Here is a 17,006-nt window from a genome sequence, read left to right on the forward strand (position 1 = left end):
GAAAGAGTGATGAAATGAAAAAAATTGTTTTAAGTTTATTAGTTGGAATTATGATATTAGGAGGATGTTCAAAAATGGATGAAAAGAAAGAAAAAGAAACAAAAGATACCACTCCAGTACAAGATTATGTAGGTCAAGGTTTTATTTTTGTAGATGGAGATAAATCGAAAGACATTGTAGAGAAAAATGAAGCGGAAATCAGTAGACGAGCAATCAAGTATATGAAAGAAACATATAAAACCGATGTAAAAGTGAACAATGTAGTACCAGCAAGAAGTGCGGCTGTGGTGATGGTAGAAGCGGAAGAACCAATTCAATTCCATACGTCCGTCATTGTAGGATTAGATATGGCGAAGAAAGCATTGGATCCAGAAGAAGCGAATGTGGTACGTTCGGAAGAAGGGGAAGTAGAGAAGGCGATTGTTAGTGGCTTGTATGCGAAGGCTTATAAAGAAGAGTTTGAAAATCTAAACCAATTTTTAGCAGAGTTAAGTAAAAAATATGGTTTTTTAGGAAAAAGACAGGAAGCTGTTGATAAAACAGCGAGTTCGGGATATCAAACTGAGTATTTCTTCATCTCTCTTTCAGCGTTAAATTATAATGATTTGTACAACAAGTACATGGCGAACACACAAGTTGATGCAAAGGCCTTACAGCTTTTGTTTGAAGCAAATAGAGAGAAAGGAATTCAACCGCTTATTTCAGTGAATTTTTATTCTAAAACTGAGCATTTGCCGAAAGTGGAGAAGGCACAAGAGATGCTTGCAGGCTTAGAGGAGGAACCTAACATCCCTTTAGGAAGATATAAGATAAATATTTTTAAAAATAATATTATAAATAGAGTAGGTTTGCCTGATGGAGAATCGGTATCTGTAGAAAATTAAATGGTCATGAGCAAAAATAGAAAAGAGCGGGAATATGATGAGAAAGATTGTGTCAGTGTTATTGATACTATTAGTTACGTTATCAGGTTGTTCTGAAACCAATGAGAAAAAAGAGGCAGAGAGTACCACTCCAGTACAAGATTATGTAGGTCAAGGTTTTATTTTTGTAGATGGAGATAAATCGAAAGACATTGTAGAGAAAAATGAAGCGGAAATCAGTAGACGAGCAATCAAGTATATGAAAGAAACATATAAAACCGATGTAAAAGTGAACAATGTAGTACCAGCAAGAAGTGCGGCTGTGGTGATGGTAGAAGCGGAAGAACCAATTCAATTCCATACGTCCGTCATTGTAGGATTAGATATGGCGAAGAAAGCATTGGATCCAAAAGAAGCGAATGTGGTACGTTCGGAGGAAGGGGAAGTAGAGAAGGCGATTGTTAGTGGCTTGTATGCGAAGGCATATTCTAGTGAATTGCAAAATTTAGATAAATTTATTCAAAAAATGAGTGAAGAACATGGATTATACGGTCAAAAAGAAGAAGCAATTGATAAAACGGCAAGTTCTGGCTATCAAACTGCACACTATTTTATTTCTTTATCTGCATTAGAATTTCCAGAAGTGTACAAAGAGTACCTAATGAATCAAGATGTTTCGAATATGGAAGTACGTGCAATGTTTGAAAAGAGAAACCCAGAAAACATACTTATTCCCATAAGTTTTTATTCTCAAACTGACAAACTTCCGAGTGAGAGTCTGTCAAAAAGTATATCAAATGAACTACGTAAACAAACGGAGATTCCTAAATGTAGATACAATATACAAATTTATAAAAATTCTGTTGTCAGTAGAGTTGGATTACCAGATGGTGAAGGTGTTTTTGAGGATGATATAAAAATACAATAATTGAGGTGAGGCGAAGATGGGAACGAAATTAAAAGAAACATCTGATTTAGATTTAATCGAACTAAGCGGTAAATGGGTTTATAAAAGTCCTCAAGAGGATGATGAATTAACGGTAAATGGGAATATATATATTGTCAAAGAAGGCGTCTACAACACGTCAAATGGTTTGGATTACATGATTGTTGAAAACGTTGCAACAGGTGAGATTAGTATGGTATTTCAAGGGACTCAGGGATTTCAAGATATGGTTACAGACGGAACTTTGCCAGGGGCTGTTCCAGATGCGCAATTAAAGGATGCAGAGGCAGCCTTTAACACTATGAGTGAGAAATATAATATTACTAATGTTTCAGGTAACTCATTAGGTGGTGGGCTTTCTAATTATGTTGCCACAAAGCATGATGTAAATAGTGTCACTTATAATCCAGCTATTTTACCAGAGGGAAGCTATAATACGAACAATCCAAGAATCACCAATTATATGAGTGAATATGATCCTTTAACTTTAGGTGAGAGATCAGCGGGATATATGTCACGATTGCCAGGTAATAATGTGATTTTACATAATAATATGCCGTGGATGAAAACGATGATTTCAAACCATGTGGGTTATGATGACGATGTTGTCATTAATGGGCAGAAAATTCAAGTTGATGCAGATGCTTATTTGCCTGTAGGTGTTTGGAGTGGAGAAATTTTATCTGGTAGTAAGGGGCAAAAAATTGATATTAACCCTGAGAATATGCGCATTTTAGCAACGACTTTATCTACAAGAATGAATAGTCAAGTGAAAACGGCTCAAACCTATTTAGACGAGGCAGTGGATATTGTCAATCATGAGGGAGCTAAGCTTGATGATCGGCAGACAACTTTACAACAATCATTTGATGACTTACTACAACAAAATAGCTTTGGGGGAGTACTGGTTTTTGTAGGGCAGTACGAGGCGCTTCGAAATGAACTTGAAGAAATTAATCCAAATCTAATGGGAGTTATCGATGTGGTGCAAGAAATTAGAACGACACCAGTAATATCCGAAATATTAGATTTTGTTTCAACAGGTGCTTTTTCTGGTGTTATTAGTTGGCTGTATGAAATTCCTTGGGTTATAGGGGATACAATTTTAAAGCTGGACGAGGTTTTTGATCGGGTTAGCCACCTTAAAAATAATGCTATTCCTAAACTATTTAACGGAATTACAAATGATTTTTTTAATGATGCAATGATAGCAGAGCTAAAGGCACATTATAATGTAATTGATAGCAATAAAGATATTGTAACAAGTCAAATTATAACATTTAGTACGCAAGTGAAATATGTGTCTGATGAAATTGAGAAGGCGGATAAATTGCTAACGGAAACAGAACGAGTGGAAAAAGCTGGTCCGCCGCCTGTTACTTCCAATTTTACCTTGGAGGAATCTAATGCTTTAAAAGATGGTATGGGGAAAAAGCAATTATTGCTGGATGAGAATTTTAAGGAATTTTGTTCGGCAACAAGTACTTCACTTAAGCCTGCATTAGCTAATTTAAAAAGCACTATGAATCAGTTGTATGGGCTTGTAAAAGATGCTCTTGTGACACTTAAAAATATTCGAAGTGCATTGGGATTAGCAAAGATACCTTTTACAGATATTGATAATAATGCAAGGGAGGCCTTGGACGGTTATATTGCAAGCATAGAACAATGGAAAATGATGTTAAAAGGTGTAAAGAAAGCTGTAGGAGATTTGGAAGGGAACCTGGACAATATTTTAAATGCTTACCGCCCGTATATTGATACAGCACTTTTTGAAGGCACTAAATTCCATGATGTTATTTTGTTAAATAAAGCTAGTTATAATGCTTTTGAAAGTGCGGAGATGGTGTTTCAAGATATTCAATATCAATTGAGCGGCAATAAAGCACAGGCTGTAACAGCGCTTGATGGACTTGCTAATCGAGTTGTAGTCAACTTGGAAACACTCTTGGATCAAATAAAACGTGGAAGTATTACCATTTAGTTTGAGATTAATTTTTAGATTTTTATATTACATAAAAACGTATTTTTCAAGTTGAAAAATACGTTTTTTGTTTCTTAAACATCCTTTTTCGCATTCCACGGTTTCCCCCGGACAACAATAACATCGCAGCTCGCGTGTTTGGCGACGAATTCGGTGACGCTGCCGAGGATAAGTTGTTCAGATGCGGTGAGGCCGGTTGAACCGACGAGCACAAGGTCGGCGCCAAAATTTTTAAGTATTTTTTTCACGAATGTGGTTTTGGGTGTTCCAAAGTGGACGAAAGTTTCGACGTGTTTGACACCGGCTTTTTCGGCCTCATTTTTGTAGATTTCTACAAGTTCTTCCCCGTAGGCTTTGGCTTTTTTTGCATAGGTTTGTTCGTAATCAATGAGTGGGGCGATGCGGCGAATGTCTGCGATGAAGCCGATTCCGAGTGTGGCATCGGCTTCTTTTGCGATGGTGATTCCGCGTCTTAGGGCTGCTTCTGCTTCGTTGGAACCGTCTACGCCAACTAAAATTCGTTTATATGTTGTCAATTTTCTCACCCTTTCCTATATTGTTTTATACCCAGATTAAGAGATTTTTAGACGTTATTTGTTTAAAAGGGGATGTGGTGTGACATTTTAGGGTAGAATAAGTTTATGGAGGTGTGAATGAATGATTAGAAAATTTGAAGGTGTGAATATTGCGGGGCCGAGCGCGGCTAAATTGGTCGATTTTTATCATGAGAAGCTTGGGATTCCAATTGTTTTTCCGGGGCACGGGGATAGCATTGGGGCGAAACTTGGCTTTACGCTCGCTGAACCGGGCATCATTGTGTGGCAGGAAGAGGCGAAGAGCGCGCCAGTTGAGTTTGTTTTTTCGTGTGAAAGCTTAGATGAAACTTACGCGGAACTAAACGCGCGCGGGGTGACAGACACGCCGCCGAGGCTTGCCGAGTGGGGCGGCCGCGAATTAAATTTCATCGACCCGATTGGTAATAAGATTATGATTTTGGAAGGCGATTACGCATAATAAGACGATTGCTTTTTTCAAAAATTAGATTGCTTTTTGTAAGTGGGGGTTTGTATAATAAGTGTAGGCACAGCGTTTTGAACAGCAAAGCGCGGTGTCTTTTTTTGTTCGTTGGTCCCATGGTGCACAAAACGGTTAACAAACTTTGAGAGAGGATTGCTTATTCATGCGGTTTTTAGCGGTGCAGCATGTGAAAATTGTTAATAAATACACAAGTAAAGTCCAAAGATGTACACGGCTTCCACGAATTTTGGTGATGAAAGCGTGTACATTTTTGTTTGGCTAAGAATTATAATGAAGTAGAACAGGAGGGAACGACATGTATTTGGATGAACGTAGCGACACGCTTCTAAAAGAGATTTTGAGACATCCAGATGTTACAAATGCGGAGCTGCAAGAGAAATTTGGGCTTAGTCGCAGGCAAGTCGATTATAGTTTCTTGAAGATTAATAATTGGCTGGAGGAGCAAGCTTTTCCTAAAATTCATCGTGGTGCTGGCGGGCGATTTGTTACCTATCCTGACCTGTTTAAAATTATTGGTGAGGATGAGTTTGAAAAAGCTGATTGGTACATTCCTTCAGAGAAAGAACGAGCGAGTTTAATCATTCTTATGCTCACAACCCGAAATGAGGAATTATCGTTAAACCATTTTATTAGTGAACTGGAGGTGAGTAAAAATACGGTTTTACGCGATTTGAAAGCTGTTCAAAAGATGCTGGATAAGTTCCACCTTGAAGTCAAATATTCACGCATGAAAGGGTATTTGGTTGTGGGAGATGAGTGGAATGTGCGAACGGCGATGCTTATCGCGGCGGAACATGTGATTGAAAGTTACGGCGGCGAAGATTATTTAAAACGGTTTATGCAGATGGAAAAAGCGGAAGTTGAAGGGTTGCGGTTGAAACTCGAACAAGTAGAAACGCATCTCAATCTCCACTTTATTGATAGCAAGATGCAGATTTTGCCGTACATTTTAATTGCAATTTTTAGAAGAATTAATAGCAACCAGACGATTACGACAGCTTTCCAAATTGATTATAGCGAACTTTCGGATACGCGTGAGTACGGGGCGGCGGAAATTTTAATAAGCGGTTTGGGAAATGTATCGAAAGAAGAACGGATGTACATTACACTTCAAATTTTAACAACAAATGTTCTTTTGAAGGACCATCTAAAATCGGAGGAAATGCCGAAACTTAGGCTGGCATTGGCAGAATTTTTAACAGAGTTTGAGAAAAAAGCAGTAGTTCAGCTTGTGGATAAAGAAACGCTACTAGAAAAGTTATTTGCCCATATCAAACCAGCTTATTATCGTATCAAATACCGTTTAACAACGGATTACAGCATTTTAGACAGGATTGATGAGGAGTTTCAGGCGGTGCACTATATTGTGAAACAGTCGCTTTACCCTTTGGAAAAATTTATTGGGACGCGAGTTCCTGAAAACGAAAGTATTTTCATCACACTTTTTGTTGGCGGCCATTTAATTGAAACGACAGAGAAACTGCAAACGCGTATGAAAGCTGTTGTGGTTTGCCCGAATGGACTTTCGATTTCACGTCTGATGGAAAAAACACTTCGAAGTTTGTTTCCAGAGATTTTCTTTTACCAAGCGATGTCTATTCGGGAATTTGAGCAGACGAATTTACTTTACGATATGGTGTTCTCAGCAGTTCCACTTACGACTAACAAAAAATTCTTTTTAATAAGTCAATTGATGGATGAAAAGGAAAAAATTGAACTTAGAAGGCGAGTTCTACGCTCGGTTTATTTGATTGAAGACTATTTAAGCGTGGATAGTTTAATGAAAACCGTCCAAAAATATGCGGATATTCGTGATCCGGAAAAACTAGAACGGGCGCTTGCGGAAAAGCTGCACCCGACGGAGGAGAAAAAGCTGGACGACCGCGACGCGAAACAAAATCTAGCTGATTTAATCCCAAAAGAACGCATTATTCGTTTGAAAAATATTTCAAGTTTTGAAGATGCGATTGAAATCGCGGCGAGTCCTCTTCTGGCCTCGGGTTCAATCACGAATGAATATATTCTTGAGATGCAAAAGCAACACGGGGTGCCTTCGCTCAATATTGTTCTTGGGAAAACGATTGCAATCCCTCATGCGGAAACAGAAAAAGGTGTTTTGAGTCTTGGCATGAGTATGCTTTTTGTGGAAGAAGGATTGTTTTTGGAGGACGGAACGCCGCTGCATTTTATTGTTGTGATTGCGGCAGTGGATAAAAACGCGCATTTCACGGCGCTTCGTCAACTGATGGAGCTTTCAGGTAAAAAGAGTGAGCTTGCCAAACTTAGCGCAGCAAAAAACACAGAAATGATGCATGCAATTATTAAAAATAATACGGGAAACGAGCTACAGGAGGAGTCGTAATGGATTTAGTGAAATTTTTGTACAAAGAGCTGATATGGACAGATACAACTTGCGTCACGCAAGAAGATGTTTTTAAAACGGTAGCGGATAAAGGGGCGGAACTCCACTATGTGACGAATCATTTTCTAGGAAAACTGATGGAGCGTGAGGCGGTCTTTCCCACGGGATTAAAACTCGATGGATATGGCGTGGCGCTTCCGCATACCGACCCAGAATGTGTGAATGAACAATTTATCGCCGTTTTGACGAGTAAAGAAGGCATTCCGTTTCAACTCATGGAAGATAAAAACCAACATGTAAAAGCAGAGGTGATTTTTGTGCTCGGTTTAAACGAGCCACACAGTCAACTTGAAGTATTGAGGCAACTAATGGGCATCATTCAAGATAAGGGGAATATTCGCGCGCTTCATGCGGCTAATTCAGCGGAGGAAATCATTCAAACTTTGGAAAAAATAGCGATAGGAGGAATTTAAAATGAGTCAATATACAATTTTAGTAGCATGTGGGGCAGGAATTGCAACATCAACGGTGGTAACTGATAAGGTGGAAAATTTGGTGAAGGAACATCATATTGATGCGACAGTGAAGCAAATTAAAATTTCGGAGGCAGCAGGGCTTCAAGACGGGGCGGACTTGATTGTGTCGACAACGATTTTGCCGACGACGTACAAAATTCCGGCAATCATTGCGACAAGCTATATTACAGGAATGGGTATGGAGGAATTGGACGAAGAAATTTTATCGTATTTAAAGTAACTGATGATTAAGGGTTGTCTAAATCTTCGGAATAGATGACCCTTGTTATCAAAATAAAAAGACTTGCTTTAGGGAGGAAAAAGAAAATGGATAAACTACTAGCAGGAGTACAGTACGTACTTAATCTCGGTCCAACTGTTATTTTACCGATTATGATTTTCTTTATTGCACTTATTTTCCGTGTGCCAGCTAAAAAAGCGGTTCGTTCGGCAATTACAATTGGTATCGGTTTTGTTGGGATAAACTTAGTTATTAGTTTGCTTTCTGACAACTTGGGCCCAGCAGCGCAACAAATGGTTGAACGCTTCGGCATGAACTTAACGATTATTGATGCGGGCTGGCCAGCAGCAGCGGCGGCTTCATGGGCATCACCAGTTGCGGCGATTTTAATTCCAATTTGTTTGGCGGTTAACTTATTACTTATTTTGATGAAGGCAACTAAGACGCTCGACATCGACATTTGGAACTATTGGCACTTCATTGCAGCGGGTGCGACAGGTTATATCGTAACGGGCGGCAGCTGGTGGTTCGCGATTCTCTGCGCCATCATTTACGAGGTGCTCGTACTTTGGATGGCAGACAAAACGCAACACATGGTAGAAGATTTTTACGGGTTAAAAGGGATTTCGTTACCAACAGGCTCCACAGCGGCATTCGGGTTTGTCGGAATTCCAATTGGGTGGCTGATTGCTAGAATTCCGGGGATTAAAAATATTCATATTGATCCGGAAACGATTCAAAAACGCTTTGGTATTTTCGGTGAGCCAATGATGATGGGCCTCATTCTCGGGATTGCGATTGGACTTCTTGCTGGCTACGACGTCGGCGCTACAGCGCAACTTGGGATGTCAATGGGCGCCGTGATGTTCCTCATGCCACGGATGGTTAAAATTTTGATGGAAGGCTTAATTCCGATTTCCGAATCGGCGCGTGATTTTATGAAATCTCGTTTTAAAGGGCGCGAACTTTATATTGGGCTTGACGCGGCGCTTTCAATTGGGCACCCGGCCAACATTTCAACTGGTTTAATTCTCGTACCGATTACACTTTTCCTAGCGGTTATTATTCCGGGGAATAAGGTTTTGCCTTTTGGTGACTTAGCAACAATTCCATTTTACGTATCGTTCGTTGTAGCTAGTCGAAAAGGGAACATTTTACACTCCGTTTTAGCCGGAACAGTGGTTATCGCTCTTGCGCTTCTGATGGCGACGGACTTTGGGCCTGTGCATACGGAAATGATGAGCGGTGTATATGAGTTCCCTAAAGGAGCATCTGAGGTGAGTACGCTTGATATGGGTGGTAACTTCTTTAACTGGATTATCTTGAAATTCTCCCAAATGTGGGCGGCAATTTTCTAAGAAATATGTAACCGAGGTGACGGATTATGAGAGCAGCTGTGCTCTATCAGAACAATGAAATAAAGGCGGAAGAAATTGAAGAAGCTGTTTGTCATGCGGATGAAGTTCGCGTTAAGGTGATGGCGGCTGGGATTTGCGGTTCGGATATTCATAAGATGCAAACGAGATGGAAATATCCGCTGCCAGCTGTCATGGGACATGAGTTTTCGGGTGTGATTACGGAAGTTGGTCGTGATGTGACGAATGTTGCTGTCGGCGACCGTGTGGCGGGTATTCCGCTTGAACCGTGTGGCAAATGTACGTACTGCAAATCAGGCGAGTTTTCCTTATGCGACAATTATCGCATGATTGGTTCACACTTTTACGGCGCTTTTGCGGAAAATACCGTTTTGAAGGCGGAAAATGTCATTAAAATTCATGACCTCGATTTTGAGGAGGCGGCAATGCTAGAACCGCTTGCGGTTTCGATGCACGGGGTACTAGGCATTCGGCCGAAAGTCGGCGATACGGTGTTAGTTTTTGGTGTTGGGACGATTGGGATTTTGACGGTGCAATGCTTGAATTTGACGGGTGTAAAGGACATCATTGCGGTGGACATTAGTGACAAGAAACTGGAAGATGCGCGTCAGTTCGGATGCACGCACACAATTAACCCCCTAAAGGAAGATTTGTTGGCGCGCGTTTTAGAGCTAACAAATGGTTTAGGTGTTGATATTGCGATGGAATGCGCGGGTTCGAAGGTGACGCAGGAGCAGTGTTTGCTTGTGACGAGGAAGAAGGGCAAGATTGGTTACCAAGGAATTGCTTATGCGGACGTGCTCTTGCGTGAGGAAGCGTTTGAGAATATTTTCCGTCGTGAGTTGACGCTAAAGGGTTTTTGGAATTCGTATTCGGCACCGTTTCCGGGGAAAGAGTGGCAGAATTCGATTGAGTTCGTGCGGCAAGGGAAGATTAAATTGAAACCGCTTATCTCGCATCGCTATGCTGTTCAGGATACGGCAGACGCTTTTGAAATGATTTTAGGTCGCAAGGAAGATTACAACAAAGTGCTGATTTTACCACAGAAGGAAGTGTTATAAATGAAAGCGGTAGTGAAAACAGAACCTGGTTATGACAAAATGGAACTCCGAGATGTGCCTGTTCCAGAGGTTTACGGCGACCGTGTCACAATTAAAGTTGCGTATACAGGGATTTGCGGATCGGATATTCATACGTTTAAAGGGGAGTACAAAAATCCGACAACGCCAGTGACGCTCGGCCACGAATTTTCAGGTGAGGTGGTTGCGGTTGGTCCTTTGGTTACGAAATTCAAAATTGGTGACCGGGTGACGAGTGAAACGACGTTCGAAACTTGTGGCGAGTGCGTTTATTGCAAAGAGCGTGATTACAATTTATGTAGCAACCGAAAAGGAATTGGAACGCAAGCTAACGGCAGTTTTGCGGAGTATGTGTTGTCGCGCGAGGAGAGCTGTCATTTGCTCGCAGATAGCATTTCATACGAGGCAGCGGCGCTAACGGAACCACTTGCTTGTTGTGTGCATGCGGCTTTGGAAAAAACGGAAGTGGGTGCGCGTGACACAGTCCTCATTTTTGGACCGGGACCGATTGGACTCCTACTTGCGCAAGTTGCGGTGGCACAAGGTGCGACAGTCATCATGGCGGGGATTACAAAAGATAAGGCGCGACTTCTTCTGGCACTTAAACTAGGCGTAGACAAGGTTGTCGATACGCTAACCGATGATTTAGAGGATATCGTTCTAAGCATGACAGACGGCTACGGTGCGGATAAAGTGTTTGACTGCTCTGGCGCGGTCCCAGCGGTTAATCAAGGCCTTCCGTTAACAAAGAAAAAAGGCGATTTCGTTCAAGTTGGCTTATTTGCTGAAAAGAAAAATGCAATTGATGAGGAAGCAATTATTCAACGTGAAATAGCTTATATTGGCAGTCGTTCACAGAAACCAAGTTCGTGGATTCTCGCGCTTGATTTACTCGCTAAAGGTCAAATTAACGCAGACGAAATGATTACAAAAGTCTATGATTTAGACGACTGGCGCGCGGGTTTTGAAGCAGTGATGGCCGGAAATGAAATCAAAGTATTAGTGAAATCAAATTAAGTAACCATAAGGAGGATGACTGTTTTGCAACCTTTTACAAAAAAAGGACAACTTTTACAAAACCAAGCTGGCGGGCTGGGGAATTGTAAGCAGTCATCCTTCTGATTATTATAGCACAGAAGGTGGATTAGGATGAAAATAACAATTGGTTGTGACCACGGCGGTCTTCGTCTGAAGGAGACCATTGTGCAGCATTTAAAAGAACGCTATGAAGTAACGGATATTGGGACGTACAGTACGGAAAGCGTCGATTTCCCGTCTTATGCAGAGGAAGTTGCGCGCAGCGTCACAAATAAAGAAGCGGATTTAGGCATTTTAGTTTGCGGGACGGGCATCGGTATGAGTATTGCGGCAAACAAAGTACCGGGCATTCGAGCAGCGGTCGTTTCAGACTGTTTTTCGGCGCAAGCGACGCGCGAACATAACGATAGCAATGTGTTGTGTTTAGGGGAGCGGGTGCTAGGCGAGGGGCTCGCGCTTCGAATCGTGGATACTTGGCTTTCCGCCGAGTTTAGCGGCGGTCGGCATTCAAAACGGCTTGCTTTAGTCGAAAATATCGAAAGAAGTGAGGGGTTACGGTGAGGCAAATTGCGGCATCGATTATGTGTGCGGACCAATTTCATTTGGCAGATGAGCTTAGGCGCCTAGAAGCAGCGGACATTCAGCTTTTGCATTGTGATGTTATGGACGGCGTGTATGTGAACAATTTGGCACTCGGACCGGAATATTTGACGGCGCTTCGTGCGGCAACGTCCATTCCGCTTGATATTCATTTGGCGACGGTAACGCCACTTAAATATGTGGATATGTTTCAAGTTGCAAAGCCGGAATACATGTCATTCCACGTGGAGGCTGCGAGTGATGCGATGGAGGTCATTCGGAGGATTAAATCGTACAACATTAAACCTTCGATTGCGCTCAATCCCGAAACGCCCGTTGAGGCCATTTTTCCGTATTTGGATCACGTGAATATGGTTCTCATGATGACGGTAAATCCAGGCTTTGCGGGGCAGGAATTTAACAAGAACGTCCTAACTAAAATCGCTATTTTAAAAGAAAAAATAAAAGATAATCCGTATGCTCCGCTTATAGAAGTCGACGGGAATATTAACGGCCATACGGTGGGGCTCATGCGGGACGCGCTTCCAGATGTCTTTGTGCTTGGGACGTCGACGCTTTTTCATCAAAATGATACGTATGATTATGCGACGCGGTCTTTAAAAATTTGGTCGGAAATTGATTAGGAGGGAAAAATGATGATGCAACTCACATTTCAGGGAGGTGAGCGCGTATGACGCTTCTAGCTCCGTCGCTCCTTGCGGCGAATTATATGCAGCTGGGCGAATCGATTCGCGAAGCCGAAATTGCTGGCGCGGACTATTTGCACATTGACGTTATGGACGGCCATTTTGTGCCCAATTTGACGTTTGGGATTGATATGGTGGGGGCAATTGCTGGCGTGGCGAACATTCCGCTCGATGTGCATTTGATGCTCGCGAATCCAGATTTGTATATCGAAAAATTTGCGGAAGCAGGGGCAAAAATTATTTCGGTGCATATCGAAGCTTGTCCGCATATTCATCGTGTCATTCACCAAATTAAAGAAGCGGGCTGCCAGGCGGGTGTCGTTTTAAATCCGGGTACGCCGGCCGAAAGTTTAGTGAGCGTTTTAGCGGAAGTGGATCTAGTGCTACAAATGACGGTCAATCCAGGCTTTGGCGGACAACGTTTTATTCCAGGAACGCTCCACAATATGACTTTTTTAGACCAATATCGAAAAGAAAACGATTTAAATTACCTAATTGAGGTCGATGGTGGTATCAATCAGGAAACGGCGGATTTATGCAAGGCGGCGGGTGTCGATATTCTTGTCGCAGGCTCGTATTTCTTCCAAAGTGCGGATAAAAAAGTGACGGCAGATTTTTTGAAAAAATGAGTTTTTCTCCAAGCTGAAATCCCTTCTATCAGAAGGGATTTTTCATGTATAATGAGAAGATGAAGGGAGCGGTTAGAATGATGCATTACCAAAACTTAAACGGCGTCTCCGTTGAAACGATTTACGCGACATTTTTAGATGCTTTTTCAGATTATGCGCTTCCGATGAAGCCGAGTCTGGATGCCTTTCAGAAGATGCTTGTCGGCAAGGGATTTCATGCGGATATTTCCGTTGGCGCCTTTTGTGGCACCGACCTGGTCGGGTTTATTTTAAATGCTGAACGCGAAAACAACTTTTATAACCTCGGGACGGGTGTGAAAGTGGCATTTCGGGCGCAAAAAATCGCTTCTAAGATGCTTGACGCAAGTATTCGAACGCTAAAGGAGCGCGGTGCAGCGGTGTATGTCCTCGAGGTTTTGCAGGAAAATCGAAAGGCTTTCGCGCTTTATGAGCAAAAAGGCTTTCAAGTCGCGAGGCGTTTTTTGTGCTTCCGCCTAGACGCCCCACAAGTTCAGCCACAACTGTCAACTCATGTCACGACAGAAGCGGTAGACCAAGTCGCAAATTTTGAAACCACGCTTGAATTCCCGCCGTCATGGCAGAACAATCAGCACGCAATTTTAGCTTTGCGCGGTGACTTCCAGTGTTTTGCGTACCGAAAAGGGGAGGAAGTGCTTGGGTACGCCGTCATAAATCCGACCAGCCAGTCGCTTGTTCAGATGGGGGCGCGCACGAAAAAAGCCGGCGCGGCCTTACTTGCGCATATTTTGGCGCTGTTCGCTTTTGAAACGCTAAGCACGATTAATGTGGATGCTAGAAATGAGTCGCTTATCCAATTGCTTACGGAAGTTGGGTTTGTGAGAACGTTCGAGCAATACGAGATGCTTTTTAACCCTTGATAGGTTCTTATTCGCGCTCAGGCGGTAATTCCGTTATACTGAAAGAAGGGAAAATTGAACATGATTTTTTGAGAAAGTAGGGGTTTTTTATGAAGTGGGATCAACTTTTAAATGACAAAAGGCGCCGGGAATCTTCTGTGACGCGCACGAAAAGCACCGATATTCGTAGTGCTTTCGAAAATGACTATCAACGAATTGTAATGAGTGCGTCTTTTCGACGTTTGCAAGATAAAACACAAATTTTCCCGCTAGAAAAAAGCGATTTTGTGCGGACGCGGCTGACGCATTCGATGGAAGTGGCAACGATTGCGAAATCAATGGGTAACATGGCATCTCATACAATTTTAACGGAAAAATTAGATGATGCATTTACGCGTGAACACGCTGAAAATATGGCTGATATTCTATCTTGCGCTGGATTGCTTCATGACATGGGAAATCCGCCGTTTGGCCATTTTGGCGAAGAATCGATTCGTGAATGGTTTAGGGAAAACATGGCGGAGCTTGAATACGACGGTCAAGTTTTAACAGACATTTTAAACGAGCAAATGCAACAAGACTTTTATAATTTTGAAGGGAATGCGCAAGTTTTACGCGTAGTTTCAAAGTTGCATTATTTGTTTGATGAGTACGGACTCAATTTGACTCACGCCACACTGAACTCGATTATTAAATATCCGGTTTCATCTTTAAAAATAAATAAGAAACAAATTCGGAGTAAGAAATTGGGCTATTTTTATGCCGATGAAGCGATTTTTCACGAAGTGACAGAGGCTACTGGTGCGGGGAATAGTCGCCATCCGCTGACGTTCTTGCTTGAAGTCGCCGACGACATCGCCTATTTAAACGCGGATTTAGAAGATGGTGTGAAAAAAGGGACCATCACGATTCCGCAAATTTTGCGCGGCTTTGAAGAGGTTCCAGAACACAATTGGGTAACGTCCGCTTGCTTTAATGAGCTAAAGAAAAAAGCCGATCGTTATGCGGGACAAGAAGACGGATTTATTGCGCAGCAGTGGCTTGCGTCTAACGTCCGCGGGCATTTAATCAACCGTTCGCTTGAGAAGTTTTATGAAAATTACGCGGCAATTATGGCGGGAACGTTTCAAGATTCACTTCTCGACGTGTCCGAGGCGTTTGAACTTGTACAAGTGTTGCAAAACCTTTCCGCTACATATATTTACACGAATCAAGGCGTTGTCGAGTCCGAAATTGCCGGCAACAAAATCATCACATCGCTACTAGACAGCTATATTCCGGCAGTGCTTTATTACGACAGCCCAATGCCTGAAAAAATTACCGCCAAGGATAAGCGTCTGCTATCGCTCATTTCAGACAACTACATCGGGTGTTATCGCAAAAACGCTACCGGGCAAGACGAAACGGTCAAACTTTACCTGCGCTTACTTCTTATCACCGACTTCATATGCGGCATGACAGACAGCTATGCGAAAGATTTATACCAAGAATTAAATGGCTTACGCTAAACAAAAAGGAGAGAACCATTTTGAAAAAACTTTTAACCACAGCTTTAATTTACTGTATTTTAGGACTAACTTCGGGCGTTTATTACCGCGAAATTACGAAATTCAATGATTTTACCGGCGATACACAACTTTCCGTCCTACATACGCACCTTTTAATGCTCGGCATGTTCACATTCATCATCGTCCTCTTACTCGAAAAAAACTTCCACATCATGCAAAGCAAAAAATTCAACATCTTCTACTACACCTACAACGCGGGGCTGCTCCTAACGGTCGGCCTAATGACGTTTCACGGAACGATGACCGTCATCGGGAAGGAAACTGGCGCCGCCGTGTCAGGCATTGCAGGATTGGGACATATTCTGCTCGCAGTCGGTCTGATTGCACTCTTCCTAGTGATGTATGAAAGATTGCGCGTGGAGAAGTAAAATTGCAGCTGAAATTAAGTAACTTCCTAAAACGGAATTTACTTAATTTCAGTTTTTTGTCTATTAAATTGTCTAAATAAAGAGAAAAGTTCATAAAATAGGCACAAAAAAGACGGCGCTTCCATGATATAATAAAGCCAGAGATATAACAGTTAAGAAAGTAGTTTCAATTTTTTTGTGATTATATTCACAAATGTATTTTAAAAATAATTAAAGAGAATGGAAGGAGATGTTTGGAATGATGAGAAAAATTGAGTGGCTAAGAATGAAGAAGATTATGGGAGCATTTCTTGTAGTGCTAATGAGCGTAGTAATGTTTGCTCAACCAGCAAGTGTTGATGCAGCTCTATATTTAAAGATATATAGAGTAGACGATTTGCAAAAAGTAAACGGGATATGGCAAATAAGATGCAACTCTCTAGTTCCAGTTGGATTTGACTGGACTGATAATGGTATTGGGGTTGGAGATGTAGATGAAGTATATTTAAACGGGGATAGAACACTAGACCAAATTTTAAGCAAAGGTAGTTATTTTACTTTTAACACCTCGAATCTTATAAGTGCATCATCTGCTATGAAAGGTACAGGAGGATACTACTGGACGCAATTTAATATGAAATATAGTGGGAAATTTTGGTTGAGAACATCAGGTTATTATGAGTTGTTCTATACAACACATTTAATATACTGACATATTATCTAATTAAAAAACCGCAAATCACTTAGAAAGTGTATTTGCGGTTTTTGATTTATTTACACATTCTCCCTCAAAACCTTCTCCATATTTTTCACAAGTTGGATTTTCTCCTTGTTCCAAGCAGGTTTTCAATATCTA

18 protein-coding genes are annotated in these 17,006 nt (G+C 41.7%); 17 read left to right on the forward strand and 1 reads right to left on the reverse strand.

Annotation, left to right across the window (positions count from 1 at the left end; translation table 11 throughout):
* The first annotated feature begins 14 nt into the window (after positions 1-14).
* From CFS04_RS10525 to CFS04_RS10535, 3 genes are read left to right on the forward strand one after another with little or no spacing between them, the layout of a single operon-like run.
* Positions 15-884 carry a DUF1672 family protein gene (locus tag CFS04_RS10525; RefSeq protein WP_088810663.1) on the forward strand — a complete coding sequence of 290 codons (870 nt, stop codon included), beginning with the start codon at positions 15-17 and terminating at the stop codon, positions 882-884.
* 34 nt (positions 885-918) lie between these two features.
* Entirely contained in the window at positions 919-1,791 is an 873-nt protein-coding gene (locus tag CFS04_RS10530; RefSeq protein ID WP_255377789.1) for a DUF1672 family protein, read from the forward strand.
* A 16-nt stretch (positions 1,792-1,807) separates the two neighbouring features.
* On the forward strand, positions 1,808-3,793 hold the full coding sequence (locus tag CFS04_RS10535; RefSeq protein ID WP_088810664.1) for an SA1320 family protein: 1,986 nt from the start codon (positions 1,808-1,810) through the stop codon (positions 3,791-3,793).
* Between the two features lie 74 nt (positions 3,794-3,867).
* Here the strand turns inward: CFS04_RS10535 and CFS04_RS10540 are convergent, their stop codons facing one another.
* Positions 3,868-4,329, reverse strand: a complete 462-nt coding sequence (locus tag CFS04_RS10540; protein ID WP_088810665.1) for a universal stress protein — start codon at positions 4,327-4,329, stop codon at positions 3,868-3,870.
* Positions 4,330-4,450: 121 nt separating this feature from the next.
* On the opposite strand from CFS04_RS10540, the gene CFS04_RS10545 reads away from it, so the two are divergent.
* The 14 genes from CFS04_RS10545 (at position 4,451) to CFS04_RS10610 (ending at position 16,862) form a co-directional block, all read left to right on the forward strand.
* Positions 4,451-4,807 (forward strand): VOC family protein, encoded by a 357-nt coding sequence (locus CFS04_RS10545; protein WP_088810666.1) that lies wholly within the window; start codon positions 4,451-4,453, stop codon positions 4,805-4,807.
* Positions 4,808-5,126: 319 nt separating this feature from the next.
* Positions 5,127-7,193, forward strand: coding sequence for a BglG family transcription antiterminator (locus CFS04_RS10550; RefSeq protein WP_088810667.1), 2,067 nt, complete (start codon positions 5,127-5,129; stop codon positions 7,191-7,193).
* Entirely contained in the window at positions 7,193-7,666 is a 474-nt protein-coding gene (locus tag CFS04_RS10555; protein ID WP_088810668.1) for a PTS sugar transporter subunit IIA, read from the forward strand. The genes CFS04_RS10550 and CFS04_RS10555 overlap by 1 nt, the downstream gene beginning before the upstream one ends.
* Position 7,667: 1 nt before the next feature.
* The gene (locus CFS04_RS10560; RefSeq protein WP_088810669.1) at positions 7,668-7,949 is read left to right on the forward strand and encodes a PTS sugar transporter subunit IIB; all 282 of its coding nucleotides are present in this window, start codon (positions 7,668-7,670) and stop codon (positions 7,947-7,949) included.
* 86 nt (positions 7,950-8,035) lie between these two features.
* Positions 8,036-9,307, forward strand: a complete 1,272-nt coding sequence (locus tag CFS04_RS10565) for a PTS galactitol transporter subunit IIC (protein WP_088810670.1) — start codon at positions 8,036-8,038, stop codon at positions 9,305-9,307.
* Positions 9,308-9,333: 26 nt separating this feature from the next.
* Complete coding sequence (locus CFS04_RS10570) at positions 9,334-10,386, forward strand: galactitol-1-phosphate 5-dehydrogenase (RefSeq protein WP_088810671.1); 1,053 nt, start codon at positions 9,334-9,336, stop codon at positions 10,384-10,386.
* Positions 10,387-11,421, forward strand: a complete 1,035-nt coding sequence (locus CFS04_RS10575) for a zinc-binding dehydrogenase (protein ID WP_088810672.1) — start codon at positions 10,387-10,389, stop codon at positions 11,419-11,421. It abuts the gene before it with no gap.
* Between the two features lie 132 nt (positions 11,422-11,553).
* Positions 11,554-12,003, forward strand: coding sequence for a ribose 5-phosphate isomerase B (gene rpiB, locus CFS04_RS10580; RefSeq protein WP_088810673.1), 450 nt, complete (start codon positions 11,554-11,556; stop codon positions 12,001-12,003).
* Positions 12,000-12,665 carry a ribulose-phosphate 3-epimerase gene (locus CFS04_RS10585; protein ID WP_088810674.1) on the forward strand — a complete coding sequence of 222 codons (666 nt, stop codon included), beginning with the start codon at positions 12,000-12,002 and terminating at the stop codon, positions 12,663-12,665. The genes rpiB and CFS04_RS10585 overlap by 4 nt, the downstream gene beginning before the upstream one ends.
* Before the next feature lie 47 nt (positions 12,666-12,712).
* Complete coding sequence (gene rpe, locus CFS04_RS10590) at positions 12,713-13,357, forward strand: ribulose-phosphate 3-epimerase (RefSeq protein ID WP_088810675.1); 645 nt, start codon at positions 12,713-12,715, stop codon at positions 13,355-13,357.
* 44 nt (positions 13,358-13,401) lie between these two features.
* Positions 13,402-14,256 (forward strand): N-acetyltransferase, encoded by an 855-nt coding sequence (locus CFS04_RS10595; protein WP_255377790.1) that lies wholly within the window; start codon positions 13,402-13,404, stop codon positions 14,254-14,256.
* 89 nt (positions 14,257-14,345) lie between these two features.
* Positions 14,346-15,743, forward strand: coding sequence for a deoxyguanosinetriphosphate triphosphohydrolase (locus CFS04_RS10600; RefSeq protein WP_088810677.1), 1,398 nt, complete (start codon positions 14,346-14,348; stop codon positions 15,741-15,743).
* A gap of 20 nt (positions 15,744-15,763) precedes the next feature.
* Entirely contained in the window at positions 15,764-16,171 is a 408-nt protein-coding gene (locus CFS04_RS10605; protein ID WP_088810678.1) for a DUF2871 domain-containing protein, read from the forward strand.
* A 238-nt stretch (positions 16,172-16,409) separates the two neighbouring features.
* Positions 16,410-16,862 (forward strand): lytic exoenzyme target recognition domain-containing protein, encoded by a 453-nt coding sequence (locus CFS04_RS10610; RefSeq protein ID WP_208611160.1) that lies wholly within the window; start codon positions 16,410-16,412, stop codon positions 16,860-16,862.
* Positions 16,863-17,006: the final 144 nt, after the last annotated feature.

It is taken from the genome of Listeria sp. ILCC796, assembly GCF_900186175.1.
GTDB lineage: Bacteria > Bacillota > Bacilli > Lactobacillales > Listeriaceae > Listeria > Listeria goaensis.

Bases quoted from the DNA above. Each gene is read 5' to 3' on its own strand.
- CFS04_RS10560 (WP_088810669.1), top strand. From the start codon at position 7,668: ATGAGTCAATATACAATTTTAGTAGCATGTGGGGCAGGAATTGCAACA.
- rpiB (WP_088810673.1), top strand. From the start codon at position 11,554: ATGAAAATAACAATTGGTTGTGACCACGGCGGTCTTCGTCTGAAGGAG.
- CFS04_RS10575 (WP_088810672.1), top strand. From the start codon at position 10,387: ATGAAAGCGGTAGTGAAAACAGAACCTGGTTATGACAAAATGGAACTC.
- CFS04_RS10550 (WP_088810667.1), top strand. From the start codon at position 5,127: ATGTATTTGGATGAACGTAGCGACACGCTTCTAAAAGAGATTTTGAGA.
- rpe (WP_088810675.1), top strand. From the start codon at position 12,713: ATGACGCTTCTAGCTCCGTCGCTCCTTGCGGCGAATTATATGCAGCTG.
- CFS04_RS10525 (WP_088810663.1), top strand. From the start codon at position 15: ATGAAAAAAATTGTTTTAAGTTTATTAGTTGGAATTATGATATTAGGA.
- CFS04_RS10555 (WP_088810668.1), top strand. From the start codon at position 7,193: ATGGATTTAGTGAAATTTTTGTACAAAGAGCTGATATGGACAGATACA.
- CFS04_RS10530 (WP_255377789.1), top strand. From the start codon at position 919: ATGATGAGAAAGATTGTGTCAGTGTTATTGATACTATTAGTTACGTTA.
- CFS04_RS10610 (WP_208611160.1), top strand. From the start codon at position 16,410: ATGATGAGAAAAATTGAGTGGCTAAGAATGAAGAAGATTATGGGAGCA.
- CFS04_RS10600 (WP_088810677.1), top strand. From the start codon at position 14,346: ATGAAGTGGGATCAACTTTTAAATGACAAAAGGCGCCGGGAATCTTCT.
- CFS04_RS10595 (WP_255377790.1), top strand. From the start codon at position 13,402: ATGTATAATGAGAAGATGAAGGGAGCGGTTAGAATGATGCATTACCAA.
- CFS04_RS10545 (WP_088810666.1), top strand. From the start codon at position 4,451: ATGATTAGAAAATTTGAAGGTGTGAATATTGCGGGGCCGAGCGCGGCT.
- CFS04_RS10570 (WP_088810671.1), top strand. From the start codon at position 9,334: ATGAGAGCAGCTGTGCTCTATCAGAACAATGAAATAAAGGCGGAAGAA.
- CFS04_RS10535 (WP_088810664.1), top strand. From the start codon at position 1,808: ATGGGAACGAAATTAAAAGAAACATCTGATTTAGATTTAATCGAACTA.
- CFS04_RS10565 (WP_088810670.1), top strand. From the start codon at position 8,036: ATGGATAAACTACTAGCAGGAGTACAGTACGTACTTAATCTCGGTCCA.